Annotated in this window: 10 protein-coding genes, 1 pseudogene and 1 riboswitch; of the genes and pseudogenes, 6 read left to right on the forward strand and 5 right to left on the reverse strand. The window is 62.6% G+C overall.

The annotated features are described in order from the left end of the window. The first annotated feature begins 21 nt into the window (after positions 1 to 21). Both gabT and GN300_RS13965 read left to right on the forward strand, forming a co-directional pair. Entirely contained in the window at positions 22 to 1,386 is a 1,365-nt protein-coding gene (gene gabT, locus GN300_RS13960) for a 4-aminobutyrate--2-oxoglutarate transaminase (RefSeq protein WP_007727077.1), read from the forward strand. A gap of 1 nt (position 1,387) precedes the next feature. Next, complete coding sequence (locus GN300_RS13965; protein ID WP_058227969.1) at positions 1,388 to 2,833, forward strand: NAD-dependent succinate-semialdehyde dehydrogenase; 1,446 nt, start codon at positions 1,388 to 1,390, stop codon at positions 2,831 to 2,833. A 52-nt stretch (positions 2,834 to 2,885) separates the two neighbouring features. On the opposite strand, the gene dszD is transcribed toward GN300_RS13965, so the two are convergent. The 3 genes from dszD to GN300_RS13980 form a co-directional block, all read right to left on the reverse strand. Continuing rightward, positions 2,886 to 3,464 carry an NADH:FMN oxidoreductase DszD gene (gene dszD / locus GN300_RS13970; RefSeq protein WP_063315097.1) on the reverse strand — a complete coding sequence of 193 codons (579 nt, stop codon included), beginning with the start codon at positions 3,462 to 3,464 and terminating at the stop codon, positions 2,886 to 2,888. A 208-nt stretch (positions 3,465 to 3,672) separates the two neighbouring features. Beyond that, a complete protein-coding gene (locus GN300_RS13975; protein ID WP_063315096.1) occupies positions 3,673 to 4,146 on the reverse strand; it encodes a YbaK/EbsC family protein in 474 nt (157 codons plus the stop codon). Positions 4,147 to 4,161: 15 nt separating this feature from the next. Beyond that, entirely contained in the window at positions 4,162 to 5,265 is a 1,104-nt protein-coding gene (locus GN300_RS13980) for a membrane protein (protein ID WP_003941129.1), read from the reverse strand. A 126-nt stretch (positions 5,266 to 5,391) separates the two neighbouring features. Between GN300_RS13980 and GN300_RS13985 the strand changes: the two genes are divergently transcribed. From GN300_RS13985 to GN300_RS13995, 3 genes are all read left to right on the forward strand, one after another. Continuing rightward, positions 5,392 to 5,976, forward strand: a complete 585-nt coding sequence (locus tag GN300_RS13985; protein ID WP_063315172.1) for a TetR/AcrR family transcriptional regulator — start codon at positions 5,392 to 5,394, stop codon at positions 5,974 to 5,976. A 45-nt stretch (positions 5,977 to 6,021) separates the two neighbouring features. Continuing rightward, positions 6,022 to 6,195, forward strand: a riboswitch (M-box (ykoK) riboswitch). 347 nt (positions 6,196 to 6,542) lie between these two features. Further along, positions 6,543 to 9,236, forward strand: a complete 2,694-nt coding sequence (gene mgtA, locus GN300_RS13990) for a magnesium-translocating P-type ATPase (RefSeq protein ID WP_063315095.1) — start codon at positions 6,543 to 6,545, stop codon at positions 9,234 to 9,236. A 9-nt stretch (positions 9,237 to 9,245) separates the two neighbouring features. Further along, positions 9,246 to 9,950: an MgtC/SapB family protein gene (locus GN300_RS13995; RefSeq protein WP_003941187.1), complete on the forward strand. Its 705-nt coding sequence runs from the start codon at positions 9,246 to 9,248 to the stop codon at positions 9,948 to 9,950. Positions 9,951 to 10,035: 85 nt separating this feature from the next. On the opposite strand, the gene GN300_RS14000 is transcribed toward GN300_RS13995, so the two are convergent. Further along, complete coding sequence (locus GN300_RS14000; RefSeq protein WP_233405705.1) at positions 10,036 to 10,644, reverse strand: NADP-dependent oxidoreductase; 609 nt, start codon at positions 10,642 to 10,644, stop codon at positions 10,036 to 10,038. A gap of 105 nt (positions 10,645 to 10,749) precedes the next feature. Continuing rightward, positions 10,750 to 11,046 (reverse strand): annotated as a pseudogene (locus GN300_RS14005) (NADP-dependent oxidoreductase); the annotation flags it as partial. A 175-nt stretch (positions 11,047 to 11,221) separates the two neighbouring features. On the opposite strand from GN300_RS14005, the gene GN300_RS14010 reads away from it, so the two are divergent. Continuing rightward, on the forward strand, positions 11,222 to 12,784 hold the full coding sequence (locus GN300_RS14010; RefSeq protein ID WP_063315094.1) for an MFS transporter: 1,563 nt from the start codon (positions 11,222 to 11,224) through the stop codon (positions 12,782 to 12,784). Positions 12,785 to 12,838 lie beyond the last annotated feature (54 nt).

Genomic DNA, 12,838 nt, shown 5'->3' on the forward strand with positions numbered 1-12,838 from the left:
CACAACCGAGAGGGTGGTCACATGAGTGCAATCGAATACCGGCTTCCGCAGGAGCGTCGCATCGTCACGGAGTTCCCGGGCCCGCGCTCGGCTGCGCTCGCCGAACGCCGTAAGAAGGTCGTCGGCGCCGGCGTCGCATCCACCCTCCCGGTCTACGTCGCCGACGCAGACGGCGGAGTCATCGTCGACGTCGACGGCAACTCGCTGATCGACCTCGGTGCCGGTATCGCGGTGACCAGCGTCGGCGCCTCCAACCCGGCCGTCGTGTCCGCAGTTCAGGATCAGGTCGCGCACTTCACCCACACCTGTTTCATGGTCGCTCCGTACGAGGGCTACGTCGAGGTCGCCGAGCGTCTCGCCGAACTCACCCCCGGTGACCACGAGAAGCGTTCCGTGCTGTTCAACTCCGGCGCAGAAGCTGTCGAGAACGCAGTCAAGATCGCCCGTCACGCAACCGGTCGCGACGCAGTCGTCGTCTTCGACCACGCGTACCACGGCCGCACCAACCTCACGATGGCACTGACCTCGAAGTCCATGCCCTACAAGAGCGGCTTCGGTCCGTTCGCCCCCGAGGTCTACCGCGTCCCGATGTCCTACCCGTACCGCGAGGGCCTCAATGTCGACGGCTCCAAGATCACCGGTGAGCAGGCCGCACAGCGCGCCATCACGATGATCGAGAAGCAGGTCGGCGCTGCCAACACCGCCGCCATCCTCATCGAGCCCATTCAGGGTGAGGGTGGATTCATCGTTCCCGCAGAAGGCTTCCTCCCGACGCTCGTCGCGTGGGCCAAGGAGAACGGCGTCGTCTTCATCGCCGACGAGGTTCAGGCAGGCTTCGCTCGTACCGGCGCCTGGTTCGCCAGCGATCACGAGGGCATCGTGCCCGACCTGGTCACGCTCGCCAAGGGCATCGCAGGCGGCATGCCGCTCGCCGCTGTCACGGGCCGCGCCGAGCTCATCGACGCTGTCCACCCCGGCGGCCTCGGTGGCACCTACGGCGGTAACCCCGTCGCCTGCGCCGCTGCATTGGCGTCCATCGACCAGATGCGTGAGCTCGACCTCTGTGGCCGCGCACGCACCATCGAGTCGACCGTCGTCGGCCGAATGAACGCACTGGCAAAGGAACTCGACGTCATCGGCGACGTTCGCGGTCGCGGCGCCATGCTCGCCATCGAGCTGGTCAAGCCCGGTGGGCAGGAGCCGGACGCCGACATCACCAAGAAGATCGCCGCCGAATGCCTCGCTGCCGGCGTCGTGATCCTCACCTGCGGTACCTACGGCAACGTCATCCGTCTACTCCCGCCGCTGGTCATCTCCGAAGAGCTGCTCGACGACGCGTTGACCGTCCTCGAGACCGCCATCCGCACTGCAGCACAGGGGAACTGACATGTCCAACGTCTCGGATCTTCTCGACTCGGTACCCAAGGGTCTCTGGCTCGGCGGCAAGCTCGTCCCGGCCGAGAAGACCTTTGCGGTCTACAACCCGGCAACGGGTGAGGAACTCGCCCAGGTAGCCGACGCCACCGCTGCCGACGGTATCCGTGCGCTCGACCTCGCCGCTGCGGCGCAGGAAGACTGGGCGGCCACTCCGGCACGTGTACGCGGCGAGATTCTGCGCACCGCCTTCGAATTGCTGCACGCCCGCGCCGAGGACTTCGCGCTGATGATGACCCTGGAAATGGGTAAGTCGTTGGCAGAGAGCCGCGGTGAGGTCAACTACGGCGGCGAATTCCTGCGCTGGTTCAGCGAGGAAGCAGTACGCATCGGCGGACGTTACACGCAGGCTCCGGCCGGCAACGGTCGCATCCTGGTCACCAAGGAAGCCGTCGGACCGGTCCTCGCGATCACCCCGTGGAACTTCCCGCTCGCCATGGGCACACGCAAGATCGGACCGGCGCTGGCTGCCGGTTGCACCATCATCGTCAAGCCCGCCGAGGACACGCCGCTGACCATGCAGCTCCTCGGTCAGGTGTTCGCCGATGCCGGTCTGCCCGACGGTGTGCTCTCGATCCTCCCGACGTCCGACGCGGCCTCCATCAGTGGACCGCTGATGGAAGATGCGCGTCTGCGCAAGGTCACCTTCACCGGCTCCACTGGCGTCGGAAAGTTGTTGGTGCGCAATGCTGCTGACAAGCTGCTCCGCACGTCGATGGAACTCGGTGGCAATGCGCCGTTCATCGTCTTCGACGACGCCGACATCGACGCAGCTGTCGACGGCGCAATGCTCGCGAAGATGCGCAACGGCGGCGAGGCCTGCACCGCGGCCAACCGCATCTACGTCGCCAACTCGGTGCGCGAGGAGTTCACCGACAAGTTCACCGCCAAGGTTGCGGCCTTGAAGGTGGGCGCCGGTGACGCCGAGGGCACCAACATCGGACCGCTGATCAACACCAAGCAGCTCGCAACCGTCACCGGACTCGTCGACGACGCCGTGTCCAAGGGTGCTCGCGTTCGCACCGGTGGATCGGCACCCGAAGGCCCCGGATTCTTCTTCACCCCGACGGTCCTCGACCAGGTGCCCGCCGATGCGCGCCTGCTGAAGGAAGAGATCTTCGGACCCGTTGCGGCAGTGGTCGGTTTCGACACCGAAGACGAAGCGATCGCGGCTGCGAACAACACCGAATACGGCCTCGTGGCGTACTTCTACACCCGCGACATCGACCGGGCGATGCGCGTCTCGGCCAAGCTGGACACCGGCATGGTCGGCGTCAATCGCGGCGCGATCTCCGATGCTGCCGCGCCGTTCGGTGGGGTGAAGGAATCGGGCTTCGGCCGTGAAGGCGGAACCGAGGGTATCGACGAGTATCTCGATACCAAGTACGTAGCGCTCTAACTTGCTGTGCGCCTTTATTAACCGCGGGCGGTTAATAAAGGCGCACAGTTGTCTATTGACCCAACGGAGTCGGGCGGTAGTACTTGCCCTCGTGGTAGAGCAGGGGCGCGGCAGCGGATTCGTCGTCCTCTTCGGCGTGCACCCGCGTGACGAGACCGATGACCAACGTGTGATCGCCGACAGGGATCAGCTGGTCGACCTTGACGCGCATCCAGCTGGGGGTGCCGTGCAGCACCGGCTCCCCGGTGTCGAGCACTGCCCACAGTGACTCGTCTGCAAAACGCTGATCGGCACTACGCGCAAAGCGCTGGGCCAGATGCTGCTGATGTTCGCCGAGAAGGTGGATCACCAAGGACTCGGCTGCCTTGAGTGCATTGATGCTCGACGACGTCTCCGCGATGTTGAACGAGACGAGCGGCGGCTCGAGGGAGACGGACGAGAACGAGGTGGCGGTGAAACCCACCGGGCCGGTACCCGAATCGAGGGTCACGACGGTGACACCGGCGGGGTGGCGGCGAAGCGCAGCGCGGTAGTCACCGGCGCAGATGCCGGTGGACAACTCGGGCGTCACCGCTACTTCGGGGACGTCGGGGGTGGTGTGGCTGGAAACGGCATTCGGCTTGTCAGACAACGGGAACTCTCCGGCTGGAACTCGAGGTGTGCGGTGTGGTCGAGGTGACTGCGCTCGGCATACACAGACAGGCGTCGGTGCGGCACAGATCTACGTGCCGTCGACGCCAGTGGTTGCCGGCCGGGGTCCTGGTTGCAGTGCACATGGTGCGTCCAACTATAGGTGGACGCACGTCTGAGTGGTTTCGGACCGGGCTGGATGAAGTGCTTCAGTCCATGTCGACGGCGAGGCCGGCGGTGATTCGGAGGAGTTCGGAGTACGTCGTGCGAAAGACCGTGTTGGGGTGCCCGGCGGCTGCCCACAACTCGGGGTACTGCTCGAGGGCGGTATCGACGTACGTCGGCAGGTTGGTGGGATGCCCGAGCGGAGCGACCCCACCGATCGGCTGGCCCGTCGCGGACTTCGCCATCTCCAGCGTCGCCCGCGTGAGCTTGCCTTCGAGGCGTTCGCCGGTGGCCTTCAGATTCACCTGATGTGCGCCGGAGACCAGCAGCAGGACCGGATCGTCGTCGAGAAGGAACACCAGTGACTTGGTGATCGCGCCTACCTCCACCCCGACGGCCGCCGCTGCCTCGGCCGCGGTGTGCGTGGCGTCGGGCTGCGTGACGATGACGCCGTGGTGACCCCGCGAGATCAGTGTTTCGGCGACGTGCGAGGCGTTGGGGTGGAGGAGGCTCGTCATGAGTTCAGACTAGGACTAGTCGGCGTTCGCCACAGCTGGAGTCGGCGTCGTGTCGGTGGACTTTCGGTTACGACGGATCGTGAAGCCGAACAGCATGACCGCACCGATCAGCGCGTACAGGAACAGCGTCAGAGCAGGCTGGCCGACGCCGACGTTGTTGAAGTAGACGATGCTCCGGACGCCTTCGGTGCCGGCGCCGGGTGTGATCCACCGGCCGATGGCGGCGTAGAACGAGGGAATCACGTTGGAGCCGAATGCGCCTCCCGCACTGGGATTGCCGAGGATCACGAAGACGGCGATAGCCAGCGGGACTGCCAGAACGCCGATGGCGGCGCGCAATCCGAGTGTGAACATGGCGGTGCCGAACACCACGGCTGTTCCCAGGATCCACAGCGGGAACCAGTGGCCCGCGAAAGTTCCGAGTACGTGTGAGGTAATGAGGGCGCCGAGAGCTCCCGAGATGATCGAGTAGATCGCGATCACGCCCGTGTGTGCGCTTGCCTGGCGGAGAGTCTTCGGCGCACCGATGAACAGTCCGATGGCTGCCGCGAGGAGATAGCCGCCGACGACCCAGCCGACCGAGAGGTAGAAGCCGGAGAGGCCGCGGTTGTCGTGGGCTCCGACGGGGATCTCGTCGCGGACGACGAACTGTCGGTCCTGTGTCGCCTCGACCTTCGTGAACACCGCTTCGAGTGACGTCGCGATGGAGCTGCCGCCCGCGCTCGCGGTGATCAGGGTGTCCGGCCCGGCCGGGTTGATGACAAACGCGCCCTGGATCTCTCGGTCGTTGATCATGCGGCGAGCGGTCGCCGTGCTGTCGACCACCTGAGCGTCGAGCGGGCTGCCGTCGATGGCATTGAGTTTGTCGGCGATCTGCTGATCCATGCCGTCCGGTGTGCCCTGATCGGCGATGACCGCGATTTCGATGTCTCGCGGAGTCGGCTGATGGAAGGCGGCGACGTAGCTGAGGATGAAGCCCATCTGCAGCAGGAGCACGCCGACGAACAGCGCAGCCATCACCTTGGGTGCGCCGTATTTCACCAGCAGGTTGTCGTGGTGGTGTTCGTCGTGGGTGGAGCTGTTGTCTGGTGCGGCGTGTGCCGGATGCGTAGTGGTCACGAAAGAGTCCTGATCTTGTCGAAAGTAAAGAGCTTGTCAATACCCGAGGTATTGAATACTCTAGGTATCGTGACTGAATCTCGTCAACCGGACTGGACGCCGGTAACCCGCCCCGGACGTGACGTGGTGCGGCAAAGACTGCTCGACGCTGCGGCGGAAGAGTTTGCGGAGCGCGGATTCAGTGCCGCACGTCTCACTGAAGTTGCTCGCCGAGCGGGCTTCACCAAGGGGGCTGTCTACTCCAACTTCGAGTCGAAACAAGATCTGTTCGCCGAACTGTTCGCGCAACGGTCTCTCCAACTGGCCGGCCGGGTGCTTGCCGAGATCGCCGGGATGAACCCGGCCGACGCGGCGGGCAAAGGTGGCGAGGCCATTGCCACGTGGATGGTCGACGACCCGGGGTGGTCACTGCTCGTCCTCGAATTCGGAGTGCTCGCCGGACGTGATCCGCAGATCGCACAGGCGTACTTACGTGAGCGTCGCCACTTGCGCAGTCAACTCGTGGAGTTGATCGGCGAACGTGCCCGAGAATGGGGAGTGGATGATTCCTTCGATGTGCGGACCACTGCAATCTCGTTGATGGCCTTGATATCCGGGCTCGTTCTCGAACACTCCGTGGATCCGGAAGAAGTTGATCAGAGCGTGATGGGTGCCGCCGTGACGGCACTCTTCGCCGGCGCCGTCGCACGGGCAGGATTGCCCGCCGTCTGAGTTGCTCGGTTGACAGGCAACAGATTTGAGAACTACCCTCTGGGTGCAGTACCTCGTTAGGTGAGGCTTCTGCACGAACACAGGCCACTGATCTCACGACGTCGAGAGACGCCCAAGGTTAGGACAGATCTCCCCGGCTTAAGGGGTGATCCAAAGTGGCTTCCCGTTCTTGATCGGGACACGTCGTGCAGTGCCAAAACTCGGACGTGGAGGTGTTTTCGCAGCTTGATGCCGGTTTCTTCCGGCGAAGGCGAGAGTACGTCGATATTCGGTTCTCCTGGCGTGTGCTGTGCGCATGTACTTGTGTGGCGTCATCGGACGCCCCGAACTTTCAGGAGGTGACCATCGTGGACGACCCGCCGAGTCGATATTCGACCCATCCTTCTGTTCTTGCCGACGATGCTCACCCCGGTCTTTTGCTCTTCAGTCACTGACTCTTTGCATCCTCGGCTTCATCTGCGCGGCTTTGCCGCGACCGCTGACGACTTCCATTGTCGCTCAGCGCATTCTGCTGCCCTCATGCACTGGCATGGTCCGGCGTGTTCGGGCAGCCGAGGAGATTCGTCATGTCATTTTCCGTTCTCGCATTGCGGCCACGGCCCACGAGAAACAGTGCACAACAAACACCTTCAACGGTCCTGGCAAAAGAAAGCGCACAGGAATTGGTCGACTACTCGGCCTCGGACACGCGCACCGTTCTCGCAGATCTGACTACGACGGCCAACGGCCTTCGTGACGATCAGATCGACGATCTTCGTCGGCGATACGGGCGCAACGATGTCCGCCACGACCGCCCGGCGCCGGCAATCGTGCAGTTCGCGGGGGCCTTCAAGAACCCGTTCATCCTGATCCTGGTGTTCCTCGCCCTGATCATGGTCGGGACCGACGTGGTCTGGGCGGACCCCGAGGACGGTCCTTCCTACGAGGGCATCATCACTCTCGGGTTGATGATCTTTGTCAGTGTCTCACTGAGGTTCTGGCAGGAATACCGTTCGAGTCGCGCCGCCGAGGCGCTCAAGGCGATGGTTACGACGACCGTCGCGGCCACCCGCAAGATCAACAACACCGTGGTCACGGCTGAGATTCCGATCGAGCAGTTACTGCCGGGGGATGTAGTCCAGCTTGCCGCCGGCGACATGATCCCGGCCGATGTCCGCATCATCCGGGCCAAGGATCTACAGGTCAATCAGTCAATGCTCAGCGGTGAATCGATGCCGGCCGAGAAGTCGGCGGACCCGTCGTCGGGGATCGACGTCGATCGCCTGCTCGAAGCCGAGAACATCGGGTTCATGGGTACTTCCGTCGTGTCGGGCAGTGGCACCGCCGTTGCGGTACACACCGGCAAGCGGACTTACTTCGGTGCCATGACAGCACAATTGGCGTCCAAGCGACCCGAAACCAGCTTCGACGTCGGGGTGCGCAGTGTCAGCTATCTGCTGATCAAGTTCATGCTGATCATGGTTCCCGCGGTGTTCATCATCAACGGACTGACCAAGGACTGGAGCCAAGCACTACTCTTCGGCGTCGCCACCGCGGTGGGGTTGACTCCGGAAATGTTGCCGCTCATCGTGACGGCGAACCTGGCCAAGGGTGCGCTCCACATGTCGCGCAAGAAGGTGATCGTCAAGCAGATCAACGCGATTCAGAACTTCGGTGCCATGGACGTTCTGTGCACGGACAAGACCGGAACTCTCACCGAGGACCGCATCGTTCTCGGTGAGCATCTCGATACTGCCGGACGTAAGTCCGAGGACGTATTGCGGCTAGCGGCGGTCAATTCCGTGAATCAGACCGGATTGCGCAGTCTTCTCGACGACGCGGTGATCGAGGCCGCCGGTCCCGAAGTGGTCGAGGAGATCTCGCGTCGCCACGGGTTGGTGGACGAGATTCCCTTCGACTTCAAGCGCCGTCGACTCTCCGTGGTGGTCGACCACGGAGACGCCGATCTGATCGTAACCAAAGGTGCAGTGGAAGAGCTCCTTTCGGTCTGTGAATCGGTGGAACTGGACGGGGTGACCCACCAATTGACACCGGGATGGCTGGCCCGAGTCGACCGTCTGGTCGCGGAGCTGAACGGTCAAGGTAAGCGAGTGCTTGCGGTGGCAACCAAGACAGTCGTCGAAGAGCGGCGCCGCGAGTACTCGACGGCCGACGAAGAGGGCATGACCCTGGTTGGACTGCTGGCCTTCCTCGACCCGCCGAAGGAATCTGCGGCCGGGGCGATCGAAGCCCTCGCGAGCCACGGAGTCGCGGTCAAGGTAGTGACGGGTGACAACGAACTGGTCGCCGAAACCGTCTGCGGCAAAGTCGGTATCGACGTGGGAACTGTTGTATCCGGCGCCGAGATCGAAGCGTTGAGCGACGACGCCCTCGACGAGTTGGTGCAGCGGACAACCGTATTCGCGAAGACGGATCCGATGCAGAAGGCACGCATTGTCGAATCGCTGCGCCGGGTCGGCCACACGGTTGGTTTCCTCGGTGATGGTGTCAACGACGCACCCGCACTGCGGGCTGCGGACGTCGGCATCTCCGTTGACACAGCGGCGGACATCGCCCGCGAATCCGCGGACATCATCTTGCTGGAGAAGGACCTCGGTGTACTCGAACAAGGAGTCATCGAAGGGCGTCGTACCTTCGGAAACATCCAGAAGTACATCAAGATGACTGCGTCGTCGAACTTCGGGAACGTCTTCTCGGTGCTCGTCGCCAGTGCCCTGCTGCCGTTCATCCCCATGATTCCCGTAGTTCTGTTGTTGCAGAACCTGATCTACGATCTCTCGATGCTCACGATCCCGTGGGACCGTGTCGACGACGACTTCCTCGCGAAGCCCCGCAAGTGGGAGACCAAGAGCCTTCGCCGGTTCATGGTGTTCATCGGCCCGATCAGTTCGATCTTCGATATCTCGACGTTCGCGCTGATGTGGTTCGTGTTCGCCGCCAACTCTCCCGAGCATGCAGCGCTGTTCCAATCGGGTTGGTTCATCGAGTCATTGATCTCGCAGACGCTGATCGTTCACATGATCCGCACCCGCAAGATCCCGTTCATCCAGTCGCGTGCATCGCTGCCGGTACTGCTCAGCACGGGCGCTGCCTGCGTCTTCGCGCTGGTGTTCCCGTTCACGTCCTGGGGTCATTCCCTCGGGTTGGTTTCACTGCCGTGGAACTACTTCCCGTGGCTGGTCCTCACCCTCGGGGCATACTGCGTCGTCACGCAGGTGGCCAAGGGAATGTTCATTCGTCGATTCGCGACCTGGCTCTAGGAGTTCACCGTGGAAATCCACGTCATCCTTGTGCGGATAGCGCTCGGGCTCGTCCTCGGCGCTGCCGTCGGGATCGAAAGGCAATGGCGCGCAAGGATGGCGGGTCTGCGAACCAACGCGTTGGTGAGCTTGGGTGCGACGCTCTTCGTCATCATGGGCGCGTACGGGTTTCAGGGGCCGGACGCTGATCCGACGCGCGTCGCAGCGCAGATCGTCTCGGGGATCGGCTTCCTCGGTGCCGGGGTGATCATGAAGCAGGGAGCCTCCGTCACCGGCCTGAACACCGCCGCAACCTTGTGGGCCACGGCCGCCGTCGGCGCGCTGGCGGGCGGCGGAATGTACTGGGTGGCGGTGTTCGGTGCCGGTGCAATCATGTTGGCGAATACGTTGTTGAGGCCGTTGGGCCGGATGATGGATCACCAGCCTGCCCGCACCGGACGCGAGGAACCGCCGGCTGACTACACCTTCGAGGTGACCTGCCACGGTGACGCCGAAGCTCACATCAGAGGGCTTACCGTGCAGTCCATTTCGAGGCCGGAGTTCCAGCTCCGGTCAGTGCAGTCCTTCGACATCCCGGACAGCGACCGCGTACGAGTGGTCGCGGAATTGGCCGCAGCGGAGCGTGACGACGGACTCCTGGAATCCGCCGTCAGCCGGCTGAGCTTGGAACCGTTGGTGACTCACGTCCGGTGGGAGGTGGAACCGTCGAAGTAGTTTCGGAGGCCAGACTCTCAAATCCAGAATTGCGGAGGACTCGTACCGGCACCGGCGTACTATGCCAATGTGGGAGCAGAGCTCCCTACAGTCGGCACAGAGTCTTTCCGGTGTTGTTGCCATTGAGCATTCCGACGAGCGCGGTGGGTGCTAGGTCGAGCCCATCGAATACTGTCTCCTGGTACGTCATCATGCCTTTGGCGAGGTAACCGCCGACCTCCGAACGTACGTCCGCATACAACTCGTCATATGCCCCTGCGCGAAACCCTCTCACTCGCAGGCTCTTTGCGGTGATCTGGAAGAGATTCGTTGGCCCGGGCGCGGGGGAAGATGTGTCGTAGGTCGAGACGGCCCCACACATCGCGATGCGGCCGCCTGGCCGGAGGTGATCGAGGGCTGCGCCCAGATGATCGCCACCGACGTTGTCGAAGTAGGCGTCGATACCGCCCGGGACGGCTTTGGTCAGTTGCGTCTTCAAATCGCCGGCACGGTAATCGATTGCATGGGAGACGCCTAATACACGCCGGAGGTATTCGACCTTCTCCGGGCCGCCTGCGGATGCGACAACCGTGTTGCCTCGCAGCACTGCCAATTGCACCGCAATGCTTCCGACGGCGCCGGCTGCTGCTGAAACCCAAAGTACATCATCGTTTTTGAGCTCGAGGACCTCGAAAAGCCCTACGTAGGCGGTCAAGCCGGCACTGCCTAGTGGCCCAAGGTACCACTGAGGGGGAAAGTTGCCCGGAGTAATCTTCGTTAGCCCGCCTGTACCACCGAGCGTTTCACCGTCTGCGGTAACCACCGCGTAACTGCGATATCCGAACATGTGAGAGACCATCTCGCCAGCACTGAATCCCGGACTTCGAGATTCGACGACAGTGCCGATAGCCAGGCCGACCAGTGGATCTCCGGGAGCCAGGGGTCGTAGATACCCCGAAGGCGTTGTGGCGCTGAGCCGCAGTCGGATCGACGGATCTATCGAAAGCCAAGTGTTTCGGATCAGAACCTCACCCCGCGACAAGGTAGGCACGTCGGCATCGACGATCGTGAAATGTTCCGGCGCTAGAGGGCCGGACGGACGTGTGGTCAGGCACACAACTCGATTGTGAATGGCGATGATCCTTTCCGGATAGCTGGGATCTTGTACGGACCGGCAAGGGAACGCAGTGCAAGGCAAATATTGCGAAAACTTTCCCAGTTGATTCTAAACTGAATTAAGTTCAGTCTAGCATTTGTTGATCGAGAGGAACGCTATGGATAGCGATCGGCCAGTGAGCATCTTTGCGCCACTGCGCATCAGGCGACTCCGCATGATGCTTGGCTTCCAACTGTGCGCAAGCGTCGGAGTATGGATTCTGGTACTTGCAGTGCAGTGGACATTCACCGAAACCGGGGAGTCTGCGACGACGGTGTCGATGGTTCAGTTCGCCGCCAGCTTGCCGTTCTTCCTGTTGGCGTTGCCGATCGGCGCGATGGCCGAGTTCGTCAGCCATCGCCTACTGCTCGTCGGAACCGCAATGGTGTTGACTGGGTCGACGATCCTGCTGGCGGTACTGCAGCAGTTGGGCTTGGCGAAAACTCCGATTTTGATGCTCGCGGTCTTCGTCGCCGGCGCAGGTCTGGCGTCCGTCGCTATCGTCTGGCAGGCGTTGCTGCCCAACATAGTCAGCCGCGAGATGATGGCGGTGGTTCCTGCGATCGACGGCGCCGTCTTCAATGGCGCTCGCGCAGTCGGGCCGGTTATCGGTGGTGCCGTTCTCGCCGGCTGGGGATCGACTTCGGCTTTCGCCTTGACTGCCGCTCTGTTCGCCGTCTGCGTCTTCGTCTCGGCACGGACGGTACCCGCATCGACCGGGCGGGTCGAAGTGCACAATTCGATAGGCCAGGCGGTGGCAGGAAGCGTGCGCTTCATTCGCCATTCCCGCTGGACCAGGCGATTGCTGCTGCGACTGACCATGTTCGGGATCCCGGCGAGTTGTCTGTGGGGGCTTCTGCCGCTGGTCGCGCATGATCGGTTGCAGGTGAGTACGTTCGGCTTCGGAATCCTCTCCGGCGCAATCGGAATCGGCGCCGTGCTCGGTACGATCCTGCTGATGCCGCTGCGCGCGCGGATGAGTTGGAATCACTTCGTGGCGCTAGGCTCGGGTGCATATGCGCTTGTCCTGATCGGTTTGGTCGTGATCCCGTGGTTCAGCGCGATGTTTGCCGTTCTTGTAGTGGTTGGCGCCGGGTGGGTCGGGGTTCAGAGCACCTGGATGATCGCCGCTCATGCCGTGGTTCCCCGATGGATCAAGGCGCGTGTTATCGCCTTCGTCATGTTGATGTTTCAGGGGAGCCAGGCGATCGGCGCCCTGTTGTGGGGCGTCCTTGCCGACTCGCTCGGCCTCGTTCCCGCCGTGCTACTGGCCGCACTGTTGATGTTCGTCTCGGTGTTCGAGACAGTTCGCCGCGGGATCATGCCGAGTGAGGCGATTGCCCCCGAACTGACCGGGGCACCGGATCCCTTGGCCCCTAATGCCGAATACTCCGGTCTGCGCGTGATCGTCGAGACCACCTATCACGTGCTCCCGGGCCGCACGGAAGAATTTCTCGACAACGTGCACGAACTCAAACTCTCCCGGCGGCGTCTTGGTGCACTGCGCTGGAGCGTGTCGCGATCGGCAAACGAGCCCGACATCTACGTTGAACACTGCACGTTCCGTGATTGGTCTGAGTACCTCGCTCAGGAGACCGAGCGACTGACCGTTCCGGAGAATCGGGTGCGGACGAAATTGGCCGAATATCTTGTCTTAGCGCCGCAAACCCGATTACTTGTCGAGCCGAAGCTATTTTGACAAAGCACGATGCCCGGTTTTGCACGTCTTCGGAAGACGTGCAAAACCGGGCAT

Source organism: Rhodococcus sp. Ni2 (genome assembly GCF_021352185.1).
GTDB classification, from domain to species: domain Bacteria; phylum Actinomycetota; class Actinomycetes; order Mycobacteriales; family Mycobacteriaceae; genus Rhodococcus_F; species Rhodococcus_F qingshengii.